Genomic DNA, 21072 nt, shown 5'->3' with positions numbered 1-21072 from the left:
CGTCGAGGGGACGGCCGTGTGGAGCACTCGACGCGCTCGAGAGCTTCACCGCCCTGGACGACGCGTCGCGACCACGGCGTGAGGTGCGAGGATCGCGGCATGCGTAGTGACCGCTGGATCGACGTGGCCCGGGGCGCCGGCCTGCTCTCGCCGTCGGGCGCCGTCGCCCCGACGATCTTCGCCGAGATGTCCGAGCTGGCGACCCGCACGGGCGCCGTCAATCTCGGCCAGGGCTTCCCGGACGTCGACGGGCCGGACCACCTCAAGGACGCCGCGATCGCAGCCATCCGCGACGGCCACAACCAGTACCCGCCCGGCCCCGGCATCCCGCAGCTGCGTCAGGCGGTGGCCGTGCACCAGGCCCGCGAGTACGGCCTGGGCGTGGACCCGGACACCGAGGTGCTCGTCACCGCCGGCGCCACCGAGGCGATCGCCGCGACCATCCTCGCGCTCGCCGGCCCGGGCGACGAGGTCCTCACCCTCGAGCCCTACTACGACTCCTACGCCGCCTCCATCGCCATGGCCGGCGCCACCCACCGCACCATCGCGCTGCGCCCCGGCCCGGACGGCTTCCACCTGGACCCCGACGACGTGCGCGCCGCCTTCACCGCCCGCACCCGCCTCGTCCTGGTCAACACCCCGCACAACCCCACCGGCACCGTCCTCACCACCGAGGAGCTCACCCTGCTCGCCGAGCAGGCCGCCGCGCGCGACGCCGTCATCGTCACCGACGAGGTCTACGAGCACCTCACCTACGACGGAGTCCGCCACGTCCCGCTCGCCACGCTGCCCGCAGCGGCCGGCCGCACGCTGACCATCTCCTCGGCCGGCAAGACCTTCTCCTTCACGGGCTGGAAGGTCGGCTGGGTCCACGGCCCCGCTGAGCTCGTCACTGCCGTGCGCACCGTCAAGCAGTTCCTCACCTACGTCGCCTCGGGCCCCTTCCAGCACGCCGTCGCGACGGCGCTCGCGGACGAGGACGGGCAGACGGGGGAGTACGTCGCCGGGCTCACTGCCTCCCTGCAGTCCCGCCGCGACCTCCTCACCGGCGCGCTCGACGCTGCCGGCTTCGCGACGGTGCGCGCCGCCGGCACCTACTTCGTCGTCGCCGACGCCGCCCCGCTCGGCTTCACCGACGCCGTCGACCTGTGCCGCCGGCTGCCGGAGCTGGCCGGCGTCGTCGGCATCCCCGTCAGCGCCTTCTGCGCCGCGGGGTCCCCGACGGCGGAGGCGCTCGGCTCGTGGGTGCGCTTCACCTACGTCAAACAGGAGAGCGTCCTCGAGCGCGCGGCCGAGGGGCTCGCGCGACTGGGTGGCTGACGGCGCCGCGCCGCTCGCTCAGGCGACGGCCCGCAGATAGTCCGCGACGTCGGACCGGCGGCAGGAGCCCTCGCGGACCCACGCCTGGAGCGCCGTGATCTCTCCGGCGGTGAGGTCCTCCGCGAGGTCCTCGGCGACTGCCTCCGCCAGCTCCGCTCGCGTGAGGCCCGGATGCGCCGTCCGCGCGACCCAGGAGCCGATGGTGAAACGCCAGGGATGGAGGTCGGCGGGCACCTGAGAGACCAGGCGGGCGAGCGCGAGCAGGCGGCCCGTCACGACCGAGGTCGTGCCGAGCAGCTGGGCGAGCTCGGCGGGCGAGTGCGCGAGGAGGTCGCGTTCACTCGTGATGCCCAGGCGCGCGAGGTGTTCCTTCAGGCGGCCGATCCCGGGCAGGGAGAAGAACTCGTCCTTCTCGGGCGGGAACGCCGCGCGGTATGTGTCGGTACAACGGAAGTGCGCGAGCTGGGGGTCCAGTGCGCGCCATGCGGCGAGCTGCGGTTCGGCGGCCGCGAGACGCAGGTGGTGGACCGCGCGCTCGAAGTCCGGCGTGGGGGCCGTGGCGTAGTGGCAGGCGGCCTGGTGGTGCTCGAGCGGGGTGAGTGGTGCCTCAAGGGAGCCGTTCGTCCCGACGACCATGAGGATCCGGGCGTTGCGCCCGATCGCCCGGAGCAGGGTGATGCTCTCGGCGGGGACGGCCGGAGCCGCGGCGCGCGTGTCCACGTCCGTCACCAGCGCCGTCGCCAGCTCCCGGGCGCACTCCAGCCCGGCGGCACCGTCACCGCCGTCGGCGAAGGCGAGGTTGATCCGGGCGACGAGCCGGTTGAGCCGTGCTCGGCAGATGAGGAGCATCGCGCCCGCAGGGTCGTCCTCGCGGAGGTGCTCGAGCCTTTCGAGGAGAGCGGCGAGCTCGTCCACGTAGAGCCTGAGGTCCGGCGCGGTGCTGGCGCTGCGAAACCTGCAGTGGAGCAGGCCGAGCGTCGCGGCGAGGTTCGCGCTGTCCAGGCCCACGGCCCGGGCGAGGAGCGGCGCGGCGGCGTCGTAGTCGCGTGCGAAGTCGCTGGTCGCCACGGCCTGGAACCCGACGGACAGGCCGTCGGTCGCGCCGCCCAGCCCGGGGAACCGATGCACCTCGTGCAGCTTGCCCAGCACCAGGGCGGCGCTCATGCGGTGCAGGTCGGGCAGGATCGCCGCTCCCGTGGAGAGAGGTGCGCTCGCGGTGAGCACCGGCGTGCGGAGGCCGAGCGCGTCCCGGTCCACGACCGCGACGAGGGCGGAGCGGCCGTTGTGGGTCACCTCCACCGTCTCGCGGTCCGCGCACTCCTCGTCGACGGACACCTCCCACGGGGCGCGCGGGACGAGCACGTGGAGGACGGCGAGGAGGAGCTTCGCAACGGCGCCCGCGGGGAGCGCGCTGATGACGGCGGTGTCGAGCGCGGAGACGTCCGTGCCGCGGGGGAACTGCGCCCCCCGCGGGCCCCGGGCTCCGAGCTCGTTGAGGATGCCGATGACGTGCGCGGTCGCGCTCGTCGACTCCTTGCCGTCCGCGCCCCGCACCGTCACCGCGATTCGCAGCGAGCTCGCCAGGAGCCGGGCGACGCTGTTGACCGCCCACGCCGTGAGGGCAAGGACCCCGACGGCGACAGCAGCGATCACCGGTGCGTCCCCGCTCGCGCGCGGTGCCCAGACGACGAGGAAGACGAACGCAGCCGTCGCGGCGAGCACCACCACCCCGGCGGCGACCTTCGCGCCACGACGGCTGGCACCGATCCTGGCCAGCGCGACGTACCGCGTCGGCGAGAGGCGACGAGTCTGGACACGGGCGAGCACGTAGACGGCGGCAAGGAAGCCCAGGACGGTGAGCGCAAGGTCCCGGAGTGGTTGCGCCCACCGCTCGACGAAGCTCGCGAGGGAGGACGCGACGTCCTCGCTCCAGGTCATGGGCTGCTCGGTGGACACGGCGACGTCGCAGGCCGCGAGAACCTCGCTGCGCGTGTCCGCCGACGTGCCGCAGACGTCGGAGAGCTGGCCGCGCAGCGGGGCGAGGGCGCCGTCGTCCGCCAGCGTGGAGATGACCGTCGCCAGCGAGGTCCGGGCCTGTGCCTCGAAGTACTCCGGGGCACAGTCGCGGCGATGCGCTGCCGCTGCGGCGCGATGCTCGTCGATGAGGGCACGCGCGTCCTGAGGGCGGGCCTGTGCGTTGAGACTGCCTGCGAGTGCGCAGGCACGATCGGTGGGGTCCTGGGTCGGCTCCTCCGTCTGCGCCTGTGCCCCGGGTGCCGTCAGGAGGGCGAGGACCGCGAGCAGCCCCGCCAGCACGACGACGACGGCGCGCATCCGACCGCCGACCGCACTGCTGACGCTCCTGCAGACCATCGTGTGCTCCCGACGCCGACGTCGAACCTCCTGGTCCCACCGTTCCACCGGGACGCCCGACGGTGGAGGGAGGGAGCGGGTGATGCTCCGGCGGTCGCGGCTGCCGACGAGGGTGACCGCCACGCCCGCCGATCGCCGGGCGTCGCGGCGCGCGGTCCTTCGACCCGCTGCCGCTCCTCGACGAGCCGACGGCGGCGCCGGACCGCAAGCGCAGCCACGAGGTCATCGAGCCCATTGCCGCCCGCTGCCACGAGAGGGGGGTCGCCGTCGTCATGGTCACCCACGACCACGACGTCCTCACGCACTGCGACCGCGTGGTGAAGATGGTCGACGGCCGCCTCTTGCCGGTCTCCGACCCGCGATAGGCCGGCTCATTGAGGTGAGCGGTGCGGCCCGAGCGGTGCCCCCTTGGGTCGCACCTTCCGCTCCCCGCCCATGCTCGTAGGCAATCGCGCCGACCACGAACCATGCAACACCTCCCATGTGTTGCATCGACCGTATGGATCCGCCGGCGCCCTAAGATCGGGAAGTGCGACGCAAGCGCGGGCGGGCGCGCAGCCGCGCAGCCGCGCCTGCCGCGCTGCACGTCACAAGTCACATCCTGAGATGTGCGTCTCTAGAGGTGGACAGCAGCCCGTCTGGCGTCGGACCCTGGTCCTGCCCACGACGCGCCGCACCCCCGCGCGCCTCGTGCACCGTAGGAGGCCCGGTTGATCGATCTGGTGGACGTGTCCAAGACCTTCCGCACACCCGGCGGCGAGGTCCACGCGCTCGACCACGTCACCCTGCACGTCGAGCCGGGGGAGATCTTCGGGATCGTCGGGCAGTCCGGTGCTGGCAAGTCCACGCTCATCCGGACGGTCAACGCCCTCGAGAAGCCGGACTCCGGCACCGTCACGGTCGACGGCGCCGTCATCTCCGAGCTCAAGGGCAAGGAGCTGCGCGAGGCCCGCCGTCGCGCCGGGATGATCTTCCAGCACTTCAACCTCCTGTCCTCCCGCACCGCGCAGTCCAACGTCGAGCTCGCCCTCGAGATCGCCGGCACCTCCCGCGCGGACCGCCGCCAGCGCGCCACCGAGATCCTCGAGCTCGTCGGCCTGTCCGACCGCGCCGGCGCCTACCCCGCCCAGCTCTCCGGCGGCCAGAAGCAGCGCGTCGGCATCGCTCGCGCCCTGGCTGACAACCCGAGCGTCCTCCTCTCCGACGAGGCCACCTCGGCGCTGGACCCGGAGACCACCCGCTCGGTCCTCGACCTCATCCGGCGCCTGTCCCGCGAGCTGGGCCTCACCGTTCTTCTCATCACCCACGAGATGGACGTCATCAAGCGCATCTGCGACTCCGCCGCGCTCATGGAGAGCGGCCGCATCCTCGAGCACGGCCCCATGGACCGGCTGCTCACCACTCCGGGCTCGCGCCTCGCCGCCGAGCTCTTCCAGCTCGGCGAGCTGCCCGGCCCGCGCGGCACGACGATCATCGACGTCACCTTCACCAAGCAGACCTCCTCCGAGCCCGTCATCGCGCGCCTCGCCCGCGACCAGGGCCTGGACGTCGCGATCCTCGGCGCCGCCATGGAGACCATCCACGACGGCACCCAGACCGGCCGCACCCGCCTCGAGATCCCCGGGACCGGCGAGCAGGTCCAGACCGCGCTCACCTACCTGCGCTCGCAGGGACTCTTCGTGGAGGTGGTCCGATGATCGACCGCAACGACCCGGACTTCTGGTCCGACCTCGTCGAGGTCGTCACCGGCGCGACCTGGGAGACCCTCTACATGGTCTTCGTCGCGCTCCTCTTCACGGTCGTCGTCGGGATCGCGATCGGCGTCCTCCTCGTCACCACCGAGGACGGCGGCCTCTACGCCAAGCCCTTCGGCTCCCGCGCCCTGGGGAAGGCGCTGAACCGGCTGCTCGACGTCGTCGTCAACATCGGCCGCTCGATCCCGTTCATCATCCTCATGATCCTGCTCATCCCCTTCACCCGGCTGGTCGTCGGCACCTTCATCGGCCCGACCGCCTCGATCGTCCCGCTCACCATCGCCGGCATCCCGTTCTTCGCCCGGCTCGTGGAGATCGCGGTCCGCGAGGTGCCGCGTGGTGTCGTCGACGCCGCCGTCTCCCTCGGCGCGACCAAGCGCACGATCATGTTCAAGGTGCTCCTCGCCGAGGCGGTCCCCGCCCTCACGCTGGGACTGTCGACGACCGTCGTCGGCCTCATCGGCTACTCCGCGATGGTCGGGGCCGTCGGCGGCGGCGGGCTCGGGGACGTGGCCTTCCGCTACGGGTACCAGCGCTACAGCCTCGAGTACATGCTCGTCGTCGTCGTGCTCCTGGTCGTCCTCGTCCAGATCCTCCAGTCGGTCGGCAACTACGTCGCCCGACGCGCTTCCCACCGCTAGAAAGTAGATCCATGCGCCTTACCCGCACCGTGCCCGTCGTCGTCGTCGCCGCCCTTGCCCTCACCGCCTGTGGCGGAGGGGACGACGACGGCGCAGCCTCCGACGCAGAGTCCGACACCATCCGCGTGGCGGCCCTCGCCGTCCCCGCCGGCGACATGCTCCGCTTCGTCGCCGAGGAGCTCGCCCCCGCCGAGGGGCTGACCGTGGAGTTCGTCGAGTTCAGCGACTACAACACGCCCAACCCCGCCGTGGTCGACGGCGACGCCGACGCCAACCTCTTCCAGAACACGACCTTCATGGAGACCTTCAACGAGGCCATGGGGGAGGACCTCGTGTCCGTCGGCGAGGTGTACCTGCCGCGGATGGGCCTGTACTCCAACGACTTCGGCTCGCTGGAGGAGCTGCCCGACGGCGCCTCGGTCGCGATCCCCAACGACCCGACGAACGAGGGCCGCGCCCTCAAGCTCCTCGCCGCGCACGGCCTCATCGAGGTCACCGAGGAGCCCATCACGGTCGCCGACATCACCGCGAACCCGCGCAACATCGAGTTCGTCGAGATCGAGAACGCCACTCTCCCGCAGGCCGTGGAGGACCAGGACGCCGCGATCGTCACCGCCGCCTTCGCCCTGCCCGCCGGCCTGGGTGAGGACAAGATGATCCTCGCCGAGGAGAGCGACAGCGAGTACTACAACGTCCTGTCGACGACCCCCGAGCTCGCCGAGGACCCGCGCATCGCCACGCTCTACGAGCTGCTCACCTCCGACGAGATGGACCAGTTCATCGAGGAGGAGTACCAGGGCGTCATCATCCCGGTGGAGTGATCAGTGATCCGGGACAACTGAGCTCCGGGCGTTGGACCTCGCGGACCACGCTGCAGAAACGGAACTGCGCGGCTGACATATCAGCCGCGCAGTTCCGTTTCTGCAGCGAGGACAGGGGAGGGGGCGCCGGCCGCCGCCTCAGAGCGCGACGGCGACGAGCGCGGCGGCCGGCAGCACGGACGACGCGACGGTGCCCTTGACGCTCTTCCCGCGCGGCCGCCAGTAGCCGAGCGCGTCGGCCAGGCCCATGGACAGCGAGGAGAGCAGCAGGTACACCAGGCAGGCGACGACGAGGACGGTGCCGGCGGCGGGGTCGCCGAGGTTCACCATGCCCAGCCCCACGAGCGTGCCGACGCCGACCAGGGCGTTGCGTGCCCCGATGCAGAAGGACCACAGGTGGACATTCGAAAGGCCGTCCGGCTCGATGCCGAGGAAGCGCTGGACCCGGGGGCGGTGGATGTAGAAGGCCTCCAAGGGGGAGACGGCGATGACGATGACCGCCGCGAGAGCGGCGCAGATCTGGGCGAACGTGCTCATGGCTTCCTGCCCGGGACGGCTTCGATGAGGGAGATGGGCGAGACCGTGGGGACGATCCGTGTGGTCCGGAATCCGGTGTCGGCCAGCAGGGCGCGCCACTGGGGCTCGGTGCGCTCTCGGCCACCGACGAACAGCATCATGTCGAGGTCGAGCGCCTTGGAGAAGTCCCGCGTGTTCCCCGGTGGGACGACGCCGTCGAGCACGAGGAGGGTCGCGCGTTCGCGCACGTGCTCGCGCAGGGTGGTGAGGATCGCGGCGGCCTGGGCGTCGTCGTAGTCGTGGAGCACGCGGCGCAGGAGGTAGAGGTCGCCGTCGGCAGGAACCGTGTCGAAGAACGACCCGGCCTCGAACCGGTAGCGGTCGCCGAGGCCGGCCTCCCCGAGCAGGCGGGCAGCGCTGTCGGCCATGGACGAGCGCTCGACGAGCACCCCCTCGGCGGCGGGGGCGGCCCCGAGCACGAGGGCGAGGAGCTGCCCGTGCCCGCCACCGAGGTCGACGACCCGGGAGAAGCGGGTGAAGTCGTACACGGCGGAGACCGCGGGCCAGTCCAGGGCGGAGAGACGGGTCATGGCCGCGTGGAAGACGTCGCCGAACTCGGCGTCGTGCTCCAGGTGCTCCCACATCGACCGGCCGAGGGCCCGCTCGGCGCCCGGTTCGCCCGTCCGGACGGTCGTGGCGAGCTCCGCCCAGACCCGTTGGTAGCTCGGGTCGCCGAGCATGAGGACGACGGCGCGCATGGAGTCACGCGTTCCCGCGCGCAGCCGGTCCGCCAGCGGTGTCAGCGCGAAGCGGCCGTCGGGCTCCTCGCTGAAGACTCCCCACATGGCGCACGCCCGCAGCAGGCGGTGCGTCGCGTCCTCGTGCGTGCCGACCCGCGCGGCGACGTCGGCGGGGGGCAGCGGGCCGGCGACGAGCGCGTCCGGGATGCCGAGGCGCGTCGCGGCGTAGACCGCGTGCGTCGCCATGAAGCCGGAGGCCAGCTCGAGCACGCCGACCTCGGGCGGCACCATGCGCGCGGCGAGCTTCTGGACCGTCGTCCGGACCGTGGTCGCGGCCCGGACGAGCCGGGTGGGAGGAACCCTGCTCATGATGACCCCTATGATGGTCAGTGTTGCTGACTAGTTTCCTCCGTACCTGACCGCTGTCAAGGGGGTGTGCCGATGGATCTCGCGACGCTGATGTTCGTCTCCTACCGGGCCATGGACGAGCGGGTGGTCGGCGCGATGCGGGCGGCCGGCTTCGACGTGACGCCGGCCCAGGCCCGGCTCGCGCAGCGGATCGCTGACGGCGGGTCGCGGCTCACCGACCTCGCGCGGCAGGCGCAGGTGACGAAGCAGACGGCGAGCCTGCTGGTCGTCGCGCTCGAGGAGAAGGGGCTCGTCGAGCGGGTCCCGGACCCGGCCGACGGGCGGGCCCGCCTCATCCGCTTCACACCGCAGGGCCGTGTGGCCGCCGAGCAGGCGCTGCAGGTGGTGGCCGCGGTGGAACGCGAGTGGGAGGAGCACCTCGGCGCCCAGCTGGCCGAGTGCCTGCGGGAGGCGCTGATCCGGCTGCGGGAGGTCACCGACCCCTCCGGGTGACCTGGCGGTCCTGGAGCAGCAGCCCCGGACCTCGCTGCTGAGACCGAGCTGCGCTGCTGATATGTCAGCCGCGCAGCTCGGTCTCAGCAGCGGGGATCGGACCGGGCCGGCAGGCTGGCCCGGCTGCCGGCTGCCGCTGCTGCCGCTGCCTCAGCCGGCGAGGGTGAAGGAGATCTCCGGGGCGTCGTCGTGCTCGCCCGCGGGCGCGTACGCCACGGTGTGCTCACCGGCGTCGGCGATCTCGACCGGGCCCTCGTAGGCTAGCCACTCGCCGCCGTCTAGGGAGTACTCGATCGCCTCGACGCCGTCCTCGGCAGGCTCGAGCACGAGGGTGACGGCACCGTCGTAGGCGGCGAAGTCCGCGCAGGCGATGGGCAGACCGGGGAACTCGGAGTCGTGGATCATCATCGACAGCGGTGTCTCCCGCGGGACCCAGTCGGCCCCGCCGGAGCCGAGCGCGCTGCCGGTCTGGCTCGGCTCGAGCGGGCCGGCCGGGTCGTTGGACGAGGACAGCCAGATCTCGTTCGGCGGCTCGGGCGGGCCGGCGTGGTCGTGCATGTAGTGCCCGCCGAACTCGGTGCACGAGCCGTCGTGCAGGTGGGCGGGGTGGGGCGCCCCGGAGGTGAGGCCGGTGACGTTGGTGGACATCTGGGTGCCGTACTCGTCCTTGACGAGCGTCACGGTGCCCTCGACGACGAGCGTGTTCGTCCCGCTGCCCAGGCCCTCGTCGAGGGGGCCGTAGGTGCCGGTCGAGGTGCCGAGCACGGAGGCGGTGACCGGGCCGGTGGCCGCTGCGGCTGCGGCGTCGTGGTCCTCGGCGCCGTGCGCCCCGTGGGCACCGTGATCCGCGGCCTCGGTGCTCTCCGTCGTCGGCGCCGGTGCCTCAGCGGTGGGGCTGGGCGTGGCGTCCGCCGGCGCCTCCGCCGCGTCGGAGCACGCGGCCACGACAAGGCCCAGGCTGAGGACGACAGTTGCCATCCGGATATTCGAGCGCATCGTTGCCTCCGTCCGGCGGCACCCGTTGCCGCCCGCGAAATTGTATAGGCATGTGCGCCAAATCGGACGCAGCCGTCCGGGGCTGCTCAGCTCTCCTTGGGGGACACCCGGTAGCGGCGCAGGACCAGCGCCGGGTTGGTCTCGCGCACCTGCTCCAGGCGGGCGCGGTCCAGCTGGGCCACGGCCACGCCGGGCGCCTCTCCGGCCGCGGCCAGCGCGACGCCCATGGGGTCGAGGACGACGCTGTTGCCGACGCTCGTCGGCCCCGTCTGGTCCGCGCCAAGCACGTAGACGGTGTTCTCGATCGCCCGCGCCCGCAGCAGCGTGCCCCAGTGGTACTCCTTGAGCGGCCCCGGCGCCCAGGCGGCGGGGACGGCGAGGACGTCTGCGCCGGCGTCGACGAGCGTGCGGGAGACCTCGGGGAAGCGAACGTCGTAGCAGGTCTGCAGGCCCACGGTGAAGCCGTCGACCTCGAGCAGCGCGGCCTCCTGCGGGTCGGCCGCCATGACGCGGTCGGACTCCCGGTAGCCGAAGGCGTCGTAGAGGTGGACCTTGCGGTAGACCGCGCGCAGCTCCCCGTCCTGGAGGCCGACGAGCGCGTTGCGGATCCGCTCGCCGTCGGCGGCCTCGTTGACGCCGGCGGCGACGGTGAGGCCCAGCTCGGCCGACAGCTCCCGCAGCCGCCCGACGCTCGGCCCGTCCAGCGGCTCGGCACTCGCGACGAAGCGCTCATCCATGGCCGGCGCGGTGAAGACGGAGAACTCGGGCAGCACCGCGAGCCGTGCGCCGCGGGAGGCCGCCGTGCGCAGGTGCTCCTCGATGATCCGCAGGTTCGCGGCCTTGTCCTGCCCGGGCGCGAACTGCGCCACCGCCACGGTCAGCGCCATGGTGCTTCTCCCTCCGACGACCTCCGGCCGAGGGTACCGCTCCCGCCGGGAGGCCCTGCCGTCGGCGTCCGCACGACGGCGGCGCCACTCCCCGCCCGAGAAGTAGCGCCGTCGTCGGCCCCCCACCGGCACGTGCGAACCGGCTCGAGGTCTGTGCGTGTGCCCACACTAGCGGTCGACGGCGCTCGCGGGGGCGCGTTCGTCGTCTCGTGACGACGGCAGTGCGTCGCCTCAGGTCATCTCCATGAAGCGCTCGGCGACGGCGGCCGGGCCGACGACGATGATCGTGTCGCCCTTGGCGAGCACGGTCTCACCGGTGGCGTGCCCCCAGCTGCCGTCGGGCTGGCGCACGGCGACGACGTTGAGGTTGTGCTTCTTGCGGAAGCCGACCTTGTCCAGCGGCCGGCCCGTCATCGCCTCCGGGGCCGCCGCGGTCACCATCGCGAAGCCGCCGCCGAGGTCGAGGTACTCGGCGATGGTTCCCCGCAGCAGGTGCGCCACCCGCCGGCCCATGTCGCTCTCCGGGTAGACGACGTGGTGGACGCCCAGCTGGGTGAGGATCTGCCCGTGGGCCGCCGTGATGGCCTTGGCCCACACGTGCGGCACGGCCAGGCGCAGCAGCCACGAGCTCGTGAGGATCGAGGCCTCCATGCTCGAGCCGATCGCGACGACGGCGTGGCTGAGGTCGGCGACACCGAGCTGGCGGAGCACCTCCTCGCGGGTGGCATCCGCGCGGACCACCTGGGTGAGGCGGCCGTTGAGGTCCTGGACGATCGTCTCGTCCGTGTCGATGCCGAGGACGTCGACGCCGGACGCGGCGAGCTCCAGGGCCAGTGCCTGGCCGAAGCGGCCCAGGCCGATGACGACGACGGAGTCGTCGCGCCCCAGGGAGGTGATGCCGCGGCGGCGGGGGCGAAGGTGCTCAGCCAATGAGGGGTCTCTCCTTCGGGAGTTCGTACAGGCGCTTGCGGGAACGCAGCGCCAGTGCCGTCGCGAGCGTGACGGGACCCACCCGGCCCGCGAACATGACGACGACGAGCAGCAGCTGCCCGCCGTCGGGCAGGAGGTGGGTGATCCCGGTGGACAGACCCACCGTGGCGAAGGCCGAGATCACCTCGAAGACGAGCTGGTCCAGGGTGAACTGGGTGGTGATGAGCAGCGCCCACGTGCTCCCCATGACGACGGCGACGGAGAGCGTGAGCACCGTGATGGCCTGGCGGTGCACGGAGCGGGAGAGCCGTTTGCCGAAGACGTTGACGGCGCCCTCGCCGCGGATCTCGGTGAGGACGATGGCGAGCAGGACGGCCGCCGTCGTGATCTTGATGCCGCCGGCGGTGCCCGCCGGGCCGGCGCCGATGAACATGAGGACGTCCTGGGCGAACCACGTCTGGGTGTTCATCTCCGCGGTGTCCACCGAGTTGAAGCCGGCGGTGCGCGCGACGGTGGCGGCGAAGAAGCCCGCGAGCAGCTTCCCCGGCGCGTCGAGCGGGCCGAGCGTGCCGGGGTTGTCCCACTCGAGGGCGGTGATCGTCACCGTGCCCCCGACGAGCAGCACCGCGGTGCCGACGAGGACGATGCGGGTGTTCATGCTCCACAGCCGCGGCACGCGCACGTGGCGGCGCAGCTCGATGAAGACCGGGAAGCCGACGCCACCGAGGATGACGGCGACGGCGAGGGGCAGGCACACCCAGGGGTCGGCGACGAAGCCCATGACGTTGTCGGAGTACAGCGCGAAACCGGCGTTGTTGAAGGCCGAGCCGGCGTGGAAGACGCCGTGCCACAGCGCCTGCCCGGGCGGGTAGTCGTAGGTGAGCGCGAAGCGTGCCGCCAGGACGACGGCGGTGGCGGCCTGGACGGTGAGGGCCACCTTGGCGATCCCGACGACGAGCTCGCGCAGGTCCCCGGTGGTCGGGGTGCCGAGGGAGGCGCTCGTGGCCATGCGCGAGCGCAGGCCCAGGCGGTGGACGAGCAGGAGGCCGAGCAGCGACGCGAAGGTCATGAGCCCCAGCCCCCCGAGCTCGATGAGCGCGAGGATGACGACGTGCCCGAAGCCGCTCCAGTACGTGGCGGTGTCGACGACGATCAGGCCGGTCACCGAGACGGCCGAGCCCGCCGTGAAGAGCGCGTCGACGAGGCCGGCGCTGCCGCCTGCCTCCGGGGTCACCGAGACGGGGAGCATGAGGAGCGCGGTGCCGGCGGCGAGCGCGGCGGCGTAGCTCGCCACGATGACCTGTGCGGGATGTGCCGGGGAACGCCGGCGGAGGGAAGGTCGCGCGCGACCCGTGTGTGGCACGCGAGGACTGTAGACCCACCGGGGCCCTCACGCCCACACCCGCGAGGGGCCGTTCCCCTCGGCCGCGGTGCCCGCTAGCGTGGCCCGCACCCGAGGGAGGGACCCACCATGAGGATCACGCGTCTGACCACCGTCTTCGACGCCGCCGACATCGAGGCCGAGAGCCGCTTCTGGGCGGGCGTCCTGGGCGGCACCGTCACCGTCACCGCCGAGGACTGGCACAAGGTGCTGGTCGACGGCGCGAACCCGGTCTCGGTCCAGCTCGCCCCCGACCACGTCCCGCCGCAGTGGCCCGACGGCAACCCCCAGCAGGTGCACGTGGACCTGTGGGTCGAGGACGTCGCCGCGGCCCACGAGCACGTGATGTCGGTGGGGGCCGAGCTGCTCCAGGAGGCCCAGTACCCGGACGAGGACGAGGACTTCCAGGTGTACGCGAGCCCGGCCGGCCACCCCTTCTGCCTGTGCTTCTCCCGGGCGGCGTCATGAGGGACCCCAAGGAGATGCTCCACGAGTACCTGCAGCGGAGCCGCGACGTGATGCTGTGGAAGCTCGAGGGCCTGCCCGAGCGGGAGCTGCGCTGGCCGCACACGCCCACCGGCACCAACCTGCTCGGCCTGGTCAAGCACCTCGCCGGCGTCGAGCTCGGCTACTTCGGGGAGACCTTCGGCCGGCCGAGCCCCGTCGCGCTGCCGTGGATGAGCGAGGACGCCGAGGACAACGCGGACATGTGGGCGACGGCGGAGGAGTCGGTCGAGGACGTCGTCGGCCTGTACCGCCGGGCGTGGGCGCTCTCGGACGCGACCATCGCCGAGCTCGACCTCGACTCACCCGGCCGCGTGCCGTGGTGGCGGGCCGGCGACGTCACGCTCCACCACATCCTCGTCCACGTCATCGCCGAGACCTCCCGGCACGCCGGCCACGCCGACATCGTCCGCGAGCAGATCGACGGCACCGCCGGTCTGCGCACCGGCGCGACCAACCTGCCGCGGCGCGGTGAGCGGTGGTGGGCCGAGTACGTCGAGCGGCTGAAGGAGGTCGCCGACGGCGCTCGATAGGCTGGGGGCACCATGACCGAGAACCCCGCTCCCGCCCTTGCCGACGACGGCGCCCGCTCCGGCGCCGTCCGCGTCCGTTTCTGCCCCTCGCCGACGGGGACCCCGCACGTCGGGCTCATCCGCACGGCGCTGTTCAACTGGGCCTACGCGCGCCACGTGGGCGGGACCTTCGTGTTCCGGATCGAGGACACCGACGCCGCCCGCGACTCCGAGGAGAGCTACGAGCAGCTCCTCGACGCGATGCGCTGGCTCGGGCTCGACTGGGACGAGGGCGTCGAGGTCGGCGGCCCGCACGAGCCCTACCGCCAGTCCCAGCGCATGGACCTCTACGCCGACGTCGCCGCGAAGCTCCTCGAGGCCGGGCACGCCTACGAGTCCTTCTCCACCCCCGAGGAGATCGAGGCCCGGCACCGCGCCGCCGGGCGCGACCCCAAGCTGGGCTACGACGGCTACGACCGCGACCTCACCGAGGAGCAGAAGGCCGCCTACCGCGCCGAGGGCCGCGAGCCGGTGCTGCGCATCCGCATGCCTGAGGAGGACGTCGCCTTCACCGACCTCGTCCGCGGCGAGATCAGCTTCAAGGCCGGCTCGGTACCGGACTTCGTCATCGTCCGTGCCAACGGCCAGCCGCTGTACACGCTCGTCAACCCCGTCGACGACGCCCTGATGAACATCACCCACGTGCTGCGCGGTGAGGACCTCCTGTCCTCCACCCCGCGCCAGGTGGTGCTCTACCGCGCGCTGCTCGACATCGGCGTCGCCTCGGTGATGCCGCAGTTCGGGCACCTGCCCTACGTCATGGGGGAGGGCAACAAGAAGCTGTCCAAGCGCGACCCGGAGTCCAACCTCTTCCTCCACCGCGAGCGCGGCTTCACCCCCGAGGGTCTGCTCAACTACCTCGCGCTGCTCGGCTGGGCGATCTCCCCGGACAACGACATCTTCACCCGCGAGGAGATGGTTGCCGCCTTCGACGTCGCCGACGTCAACCCCAACCCGGCGCGCTTCGACCTCAAGAAGGCCGAGGCCATCAACGCCGCTCACCTGCGCCTGCTCTCGGCGAACGACTTCCGCGGGCGGCTCGTGCCGTACCTGCGCGACGCCGGCGTGGTGGGGGCCGGCACCTTCGAGGAGCTGCCGGCGGAGCAGCAGGCGCTGCTCACCGCCGCCGCGCCGCTCGTGCAGGAGCGCATGACGCTGCTCGGCGAGGCGCCGGGGATGCTCGGCTTCCTCTTCGTGGCCGACGACGCCGTCGTGGTGGAGGAGGACGCGCGGGGGGCACTGCGTCCCGAGGCCGCCGACGTGCTCGACCGCTCGATCGCCGTCCTCGAGGGGCTGGCGGACTTCTCCCCGGAGGCCCAGCAGGAGGCGCTCAAGGCGGTGCTCGTCGAGGAGATGGGCATCAAGCCGCGCTTCGCCTACGCGCCGCTGCGCGTGGCGATCACCGGCCGCCGCGTCTCCCCGCCGCTGTTCGAGTCGATGGAGATCCTCGGCAAGGACGCGAGCCTCACCCGCCTCCGCGCCCTCCGCGCCAGCCTGTAGGTCGCCAGCCCCCCCACGCCACCACTCACGGCCGACAGCCGGATTCCTCCCCGAGGGATCCGGCTGTCGGCGTCGGAGGAGGGGAGGCTCCGCGGGACGTGTGTGTGCGGAGACGTGAGATTGCTCCACCAGACGGAGCAACTTAACGCCTCGGCGCCATGTCACCTTCTCGCCGGGTCGGCGCATCGCAAGGTGTGGACTTCTCGACCTCTGAGGTCCACGAACCCACACCTCACGGCCCCGGGCGCCACCGAAGCGGGTCCGTCGAAGGGGCAGAGCTGCTCCTGCGTCGGTAGCAGACCCCGCATCGTCTCGACTGCCGGTCGCTTGCCGTTCACTGACACTTCCCTCAACTCGGCCTCTCGGTTCACCCCCGCTTCCTACCGTCCGAGGCGGCCCGCACGCCGCGGGCACGAATCGAGTCGAGAGTGAGCATCCCCATGGATCACCGACCTTGCGGCCTGACCCGCCGCGGTCTGATCGCCACCGGAGTCGTCGCTGCCCTCGTCGGCACGGCCGCCGCTGCGAGCGCGGCCCCCGAGGACACGCCTGCCATCCCCGAGAACGTCATCGTCTTCATCGGTGACGGCATGGGCTACAACCACATCGCCAGCACCAACCTCTACGAGACCGGCCAGAGCCGCTACCAGGTCTTCTCCGACGCCCAGGGGGGCGTGAAGACGCTGCCGGGCAACGCCGTCCAGGTCTACGAGGACTGGGCGCTGACGAACATGACGACCTTCCAGCACGGCAACTCCTACGACCCCGAGCGGGCCTGGACCGACTTCGCCTACATCGCCGGCAACAGCACCGACTCCGGCGCGGCCGGCACCGCCATGGGGACGGGCGTCAAGACGAACAACGGCGTCATCGGCCTGGACCACGAGGGCAACCGCGTCGAGAACCTCACCGAGCGCGCCAAGGCCACCGGCCGCGCCGCCGGCGTCGTCACCTCCGTGCCCTTCAACCACGCCACCCCCGCCGGGTACGTCGCCCACAACGGCGACCGCAACGACTACGTCGGCATGGCGACGGAGATGCTCGGCACCGACCTCGACGTCGTCATGGGCGCCGGCCACCCCGGCTTCACCGACTCCGGCGAGGCGCGCGAGACGCCGTCGTACGACTACATCAGCGAGGGGGACTTCGCCCGCCTCCAGGACGGGCAGACCGGCTTCAGCTACGTCGAGGAGAAAGCCGACTTCGAGGCGCTCGCCGCCGGCGAGGACGTGCCCGAGCGCGTCTTCGGTCTCGCGCAGGTCGCCTCCACCCTCCAGCAGGGCCGCGCGTCCGACGGCGAGGAGACCGCGCCGTACCAGACGCCCCTCAACGACAACGTCCCCTCCCTGGAGATGATGACCGCCGGTGCGCTCAACGTCCTCGAGCAGGACGAGGACGGCCTCTTCCTCATGGTCGAGGGCGGCGCCATCGACTGGACCGGCCACGCCAACGACACGGTCCGCAACATCGAGGAGACCCAGGACTTCAACGCCTCCGTCGAGGCAGCCGTCGAGTGGGTCGAGTCCGAGGACAGCGACGCCACCTGGGACAACACCCTCATCATCGTCACGGCGGACCACGAGACCGGCTACCTCGCCGGCGCCGGCTCCGACCCGGGCTGGACCCCCATGCACGGTGACGCCGAGCAGCTGCCCGAGCTCGACTGGTACTCCGGCAGCCACACCAACCAGCTCGTCCCCGTCTTCGCCAAGGGCGTCGGCGTCGACACGCTCCTCGCCCGCGCGACGGGCACCGACCCGGTCCGTGGCGAGTACCTCGACAACACCGACCTCGCAGGCGTCCTCCTCGACGAGCTGTGGGCCACCCAGCCCTCCGAGGGCGGCATCGAGGTCGAGGCCGTGATCCCCGAGCTCGGTGACGGCGAGGGCCCCGGCCTGCCCGGCACGCTCGTGCTCTCCGTGGCCGACGGCAAGGTCGCGCTCGGCGACCTGCGCCACGCCGGTGACCGCCTTCGTCTCGACGGCGAGCTGCCCACCGTCTCGGTGACCGACTCGCGCGCCGAGGCCGCCGGCTGGGCCGTCTCCGGCCAGGCCTCCTCGCTCGTCTCCGCGGACGAGCGCGTCATCCGCGCCGGCCACCTCGGCTGGACCCCGGGCCTCGTCGAGGAGCAGGACGGCGTCACCCCCGGCGAGCGCGTGCGCTCGGTGATGTCCGGCGGCGAGGGCCTCGCCGCCGCGCAGACCCTCGCGTACGCGGACGCCGAGGGCCGTATCGGCACCGCCGTGCTCGACGCCGACCTCGAGCTTGAGGTGCCCGTCGACACGCGCGACGGCGCCTACACCGGGTCGCTGACCGTGACCCTCTTCCCGGTCGACTGACCACACCACCCCCTTGCCGTGCCCGCCGGTGCGACCCGCCGGCGGGCACGGCTCGACCCCGTGAAGGACCCACCCATGCGTCACCTGCGCACCACGGTGGCGAGCCTGCTGCTCGCCCTGCCCCTCGCCGTCGTCGTCCCCGCCGCGGTGCACGCGGACGTCGCCGACCCGCACTTCGGGGAGAAGTCCGTGCCCGATGGCGGGGCACCGCCGACGGAGGGGGAGCCGCAGGACGCGACCGGTGACGCGCCGTCGCGCCCCGCCGACCAGGTCACCTTCGGGATCGCGCCGGCGGGGGCCGACGGCGCCGACGGGCGGGTGTCCTTCCGGCTCGAGCTGGAGCCGGGGGCGAGCCACACCGACCACGTCGAGGTGGCGAACTACTCCGAGGAGCCGATCACGCTCGCGCTCCTCGCCTCGGACGGGACCGTGACGGCGGGTGGGAACTTCGACGTGCTGCCCAGCGACGTCGCGCCCGAGGCGGCCGGCTCGTGGGTGGAGATCGAGGAGGAGGTCGACCTCGAGCCCATGGGCAGCGCCGTCGTGCCCTTCACGGTCACCGTGCCCGACGACGCGACGCCGGGGGACCAGCCCGCGGGGATCGTCGCCTCGCTGCGGTCCGTGGGGACCGACGTGGAGGGCAGCTCGGTCTCCCTCGACTCACGCGCCGGTGCGCGGCTGCACCTGCGGGTGGCCGGGGACCTCCTGCCCGCGCTCGGCGTCGCGGACCTGCAGGCCGAGTACCGGCCGTCGTGGAACCCCTTCGCGCCCGGGACGGTGGACCTGTCGTGGACCGTGGAGAACGAGGGCAACGTGCGGCTCGGGGCGGCGCAGGTCGCGAGCGTGACGGGGCTGCTCGGGACCGGGGGCGGCGACGTGGTCGTCGACGGGCCGCGTGAGGTGCTGCCGGGCCAGTCCGCGACGCAGACGGCGTCGGTCGAGGCGTGGCCGACCTTCCGGCTCGGCGTCGAGGTCGGCCTGACGCCGGTGGTCGTGGGGAGCGACGAGGTGCCCGGTGAGCTGCCGGCCGCCGTCGGGACGGTCTCGGTGTGGGCGGTGCCGTGGGCGCAGCTCGCGCTCCTCGCGCTGGTGGCCGGGCTCGTGGTGCTCGCGGTGGCCCGCCGTCGTCGTGCCGCGGCACGGCTGGAGGCGGCGGTCGCCGCTGCCCGTGCGGAGGCCCGCGAGCTGGCGACGGCGACCACGCAGTAACGCCACGGCCGCCGACAGTGCACCTCCCGCCGTCGTCCGTGCCGGGAGGGGGCGCCGTCCTAGGCGTCGGGTCGGGGAAGTGCCTACACCTCGGGCGGGGCGGCCGCGGTGGCGGGCGCCGCGTGGAGGGAGGCCAGCAGCTGGAGCTTCTCGGCGCTGGGCGAGCCGGGCGCCGCACCGTAGACGACGAGCTGGTGCCCGGGCAGTCCCCTGACGTCGAAGGCGTGGTAGTCGAGGGAGAGCTCGCCGACCTCGCCGTGGTGGAGCTCCTTGGACTCGTGCGTCTTGCCGCGCACGTCGTGCCGCGCCCACAGGTGACGGAAGGCAGCGCTGGCCGAGGCGAGCTCGGCGACGAGCGCGCGCACGCCGTCGGCCGCGTCCACGTGCCCCAGCGCGAGACGCAGGTTGGCGACGCACGACTCCGCCGCCCGGTCCCAGCGGACGTAGAACCGCGCCCCGACCGGGTCGAGGAACGTCATGCGGGCGAGGTTGTCGAGGCGGGCGAAGTCGGCGTACAGGGCGGCCGCCAGGGCGTTGTGCGCGAGGACGTCGAGCCGGCGGTCGATGACGACGGCGGGTGTGTGCGGCCACGCCTCGAGCAGCTCACGCAAAGCCTGCGGGGGCGGCTCGGTGGCGGGCGCCAGCGCCGTGGGCGCGAGACCGGCGAGGCGGAAGAGGTGCTCGCGCTGGTCGAGGTCGAGGCACAGGGCGCTGGCGATCGCGCCCAGCACCGACGGCGAGGGGTTGCGCTCGCGGCCCTGCTCCAGGCGCGCGTAGTAGTCCACGCTCACGCCCGCGAGCACGGCGACCTCCTCCCGGCGCAGCCCGGGCACCCGGCGCGGGGTGTGCGCGGTGACGCCGACGTCCGCGGGCCGCACGTGGCCGCGCCGCGCCTTGAGGAAGGAGCCGAGCTCGGAGGTGGTCACCCTCAGACGGTACGGGCCGCGCCCGCGCCCAACCAGGACCTGGCGCTCCCTGGCAGGCTCCGCCGTCGGGTCATGACGAAGCCGGCGTGGTGGAGGACGCCGTCCACGAGCTGGCCGAAGGCCCAGAAGCCGGAGTCGTCGAGGTAGGTGATGCGGTCCTCGTGGACCCAGTAGCGGCCGGTGAACGCGTCGGCGCGGCCGCTCCTGGTCTCGGAGTAGCGCCCGTCGGGCCGCAGGTGCTGCTGGAGGGCGCGACCGGTGTCGTGCCAGGTGCCGGCCCACGTGGCACGGACGGTGGGGTCGGTGAGGTCCTCGCCCGCGGGTCGCGTCGGCTCGCCGTCCCAGGCCTCGAGGTGGCCGGCGACGTACACGGCGAGGAGGTCGCGCGGGTCGACGACGAGCATGCGGCGCACCTGCGACTCGTCGACCGGCCGGCGGACGACGGCGAAGGTGGCCGCGTTGCCGGGGACGAGGTCGAACCTGTCCCGCTCGGCGGGAGGCAGCTGAGCGACGGCGGACTCGACGAGCAGCGGGACCGCGTACGCGCCGTCGGCGCGGACGCGCTCGGTGGTGGGGGACGGTGAGCCAGCGGCGACGCGGTCCCCGACGACGGTGAGGTCCGCGGGAGTCGTGGCCCCCGGGACCGGCATGACGTGGGCACCGGTGAGGACGAAGGACGGGGAGGGTGGTGTGGGCATGGCTCCAGCCTCGCGCGGGCGCAGCTGCGGGAGAAGGCCGGGGTGCACCAGGGAGTGGCACACCCCGGCTGCGGGTCCGCCTCGCGCCGACAGCCGAACTCCTC

At 72.8% G+C, this 21072-nt stretch carries 19 protein-coding genes and 1 pseudogene; 11 read left to right on the top strand and 9 right to left on the bottom strand.

Annotated elements, in window-relative coordinates:
* Positions 1 to 99 precede the first annotated feature (99 nt).
* Entirely contained in the window at positions 100 to 1320 is a 1221-nt protein-coding gene (locus ACWPXV_RS11445) for a pyridoxal phosphate-dependent aminotransferase (RefSeq protein ID WP_454085348.1), read from the top strand.
* An 18-nt stretch (positions 1321 to 1338) separates the two neighbouring features.
* On the opposite strand, the gene ACWPXV_RS11440 is transcribed toward ACWPXV_RS11445, so the two are convergent.
* The gene (locus ACWPXV_RS11440) at positions 1339 to 3693 is read right to left on the bottom strand and encodes a hypothetical protein (protein ID WP_454085347.1); all 2355 of its coding nucleotides are present in this window, start codon (positions 3691 to 3693) and stop codon (positions 1339 to 1341) included.
* A 167-nt stretch (positions 3694 to 3860) separates the two neighbouring features.
* Here ACWPXV_RS11440 and ACWPXV_RS11435 point away from each other — a divergent pair.
* The 4 genes and pseudogenes from ACWPXV_RS11435 to ACWPXV_RS11420 all read left to right on the top strand — a co-directional run.
* Positions 3861 to 4058 (top strand): annotated as a pseudogene (locus ACWPXV_RS11435) (ABC transporter ATP-binding protein); the annotation flags it as partial.
* A 345-nt stretch (positions 4059 to 4403) separates the two neighbouring features.
* Entirely contained in the window at positions 4404 to 5390 is a 987-nt protein-coding gene (locus ACWPXV_RS11430) for a methionine ABC transporter ATP-binding protein (RefSeq protein ID WP_454085346.1), read from the top strand.
* Positions 5387 to 6088: a methionine ABC transporter permease gene (locus ACWPXV_RS11425; protein WP_454085345.1), complete on the top strand. Its 702-nt coding sequence runs from the start codon at positions 5387 to 5389 to the stop codon at positions 6086 to 6088. The genes ACWPXV_RS11430 and ACWPXV_RS11425 overlap by 4 nt, the downstream gene beginning before the upstream one ends.
* Before the next feature lie 11 nt (positions 6089 to 6099).
* Positions 6100 to 6909 (top strand): MetQ/NlpA family ABC transporter substrate-binding protein, encoded by an 810-nt coding sequence (locus ACWPXV_RS11420; protein WP_454085344.1) that lies wholly within the window; start codon positions 6100 to 6102, stop codon positions 6907 to 6909.
* A gap of 138 nt (positions 6910 to 7047) precedes the next feature.
* Here ACWPXV_RS11420 and ACWPXV_RS11415 read toward each other — a convergent pair whose 3' ends face one another.
* Complete coding sequence (locus ACWPXV_RS11415) at positions 7048 to 7446, bottom strand: DUF1304 family protein (RefSeq protein ID WP_251840460.1); 399 nt, start codon at positions 7444 to 7446, stop codon at positions 7048 to 7050.
* On the bottom strand, positions 7443 to 8534 hold the full coding sequence (locus ACWPXV_RS11410; protein WP_454085343.1) for a methyltransferase: 1092 nt from the start codon (positions 8532 to 8534) through the stop codon (positions 7443 to 7445). Before ACWPXV_RS11410 ends, ACWPXV_RS11415 begins: the two co-directional genes overlap by 4 nt.
* Positions 8535 to 8606: 72 nt before the next feature.
* Here ACWPXV_RS11410 and ACWPXV_RS11405 point away from each other — a divergent pair, with 72 nt between their 5' ends.
* Positions 8607 to 9026: a MarR family winged helix-turn-helix transcriptional regulator gene (locus ACWPXV_RS11405; protein ID WP_454085342.1), complete on the top strand. Its 420-nt coding sequence runs from the start codon at positions 8607 to 8609 to the stop codon at positions 9024 to 9026.
* 150 nt (positions 9027 to 9176) lie between these two features.
* Here ACWPXV_RS11405 and ACWPXV_RS11400 read toward each other — a convergent pair whose 3' ends face one another.
* The 4 genes from ACWPXV_RS11400 to ACWPXV_RS11385 form a co-directional block, all read right to left on the bottom strand.
* Positions 9177 to 10004 carry a hypothetical protein gene (locus tag ACWPXV_RS11400; protein ID WP_454085341.1) on the bottom strand — a complete coding sequence of 276 codons (828 nt, stop codon included), beginning with the start codon at positions 10002 to 10004 and terminating at the stop codon, positions 9177 to 9179.
* Between the two features lie 104 nt (positions 10005 to 10108).
* Complete coding sequence (locus ACWPXV_RS11395) at positions 10109 to 10909, bottom strand: carbon-nitrogen hydrolase family protein (RefSeq protein WP_454085340.1); 801 nt, start codon at positions 10907 to 10909, stop codon at positions 10109 to 10111.
* A gap of 231 nt (positions 10910 to 11140) precedes the next feature.
* On the bottom strand, positions 11141 to 11839 hold the full coding sequence (locus ACWPXV_RS11390) for a potassium channel family protein (RefSeq protein WP_251840456.1): 699 nt from the start codon (positions 11837 to 11839) through the stop codon (positions 11141 to 11143).
* Complete coding sequence (locus ACWPXV_RS11385) at positions 11832 to 13133, bottom strand: TrkH family potassium uptake protein (protein WP_454085339.1); 1302 nt, start codon at positions 13131 to 13133, stop codon at positions 11832 to 11834. The genes ACWPXV_RS11390 and ACWPXV_RS11385 overlap by 8 nt, the downstream gene beginning before the upstream one ends.
* A 177-nt stretch (positions 13134 to 13310) precedes the next feature.
* Between ACWPXV_RS11385 and ACWPXV_RS11380 the strand changes: the two genes are divergently transcribed.
* The 5 genes from ACWPXV_RS11380 to ACWPXV_RS11360 all read left to right on the top strand — a co-directional run bounded on the left by ACWPXV_RS11380 (position 13311) and on the right by ACWPXV_RS11360 (position 19344).
* Entirely contained in the window at positions 13311 to 13688 is a 378-nt protein-coding gene (locus tag ACWPXV_RS11380) for a VOC family protein (RefSeq protein ID WP_251840454.1), read from the top strand.
* Positions 13685 to 14257 carry a DinB family protein gene (locus ACWPXV_RS11375; RefSeq protein ID WP_454085338.1) on the top strand — a complete coding sequence of 191 codons (573 nt, stop codon included), beginning with the start codon at positions 13685 to 13687 and terminating at the stop codon, positions 14255 to 14257. Before ACWPXV_RS11380 ends, ACWPXV_RS11375 begins: the two co-directional genes overlap by 4 nt.
* Positions 14258 to 14269: 12 nt before the next feature.
* Positions 14270 to 15796: a glutamate--tRNA ligase gene (gene gltX, locus ACWPXV_RS11370; RefSeq protein WP_454085337.1), complete on the top strand. Its 1527-nt coding sequence runs from the start codon at positions 14270 to 14272 to the stop codon at positions 15794 to 15796.
* Between the two features lie 440 nt (positions 15797 to 16236).
* The gene (locus ACWPXV_RS11365; RefSeq protein ID WP_454085336.1) at positions 16237 to 18135 is read left to right on the top strand and encodes an alkaline phosphatase; all 1899 of its coding nucleotides are present in this window, start codon (positions 16237 to 16239) and stop codon (positions 18133 to 18135) included.
* A 75-nt stretch (positions 18136 to 18210) separates the two neighbouring features.
* Positions 18211 to 19344 (top strand): DUF916 domain-containing protein, encoded by a 1134-nt coding sequence (locus tag ACWPXV_RS11360; protein WP_251840450.1) that lies wholly within the window; start codon positions 18211 to 18213, stop codon positions 19342 to 19344.
* A gap of 83 nt (positions 19345 to 19427) precedes the next feature.
* On the opposite strand, the gene ACWPXV_RS11355 is transcribed toward ACWPXV_RS11360, so the two are convergent.
* A complete protein-coding gene (locus ACWPXV_RS11355; RefSeq protein ID WP_251840449.1) occupies positions 19428 to 20270 on the bottom strand; it encodes a helix-turn-helix domain-containing protein in 843 nt (280 codons plus the stop codon).
* A gap of 2 nt (positions 20271 to 20272) precedes the next feature.
* Entirely contained in the window at positions 20273 to 20968 is a 696-nt protein-coding gene (locus ACWPXV_RS11350) for an Atu4866 domain-containing protein (RefSeq protein ID WP_251840448.1), read from the bottom strand.
* Between the last annotated feature and the right edge of the window lie 104 nt (positions 20969 to 21072).

It is taken from the genome of Georgenia sp. Marseille-Q6866, assembly GCF_965111665.1.
Note: the sequence above shows the minus strand (reverse complement) of the source record. Positions and strands in the feature narration are given on the sequence as shown.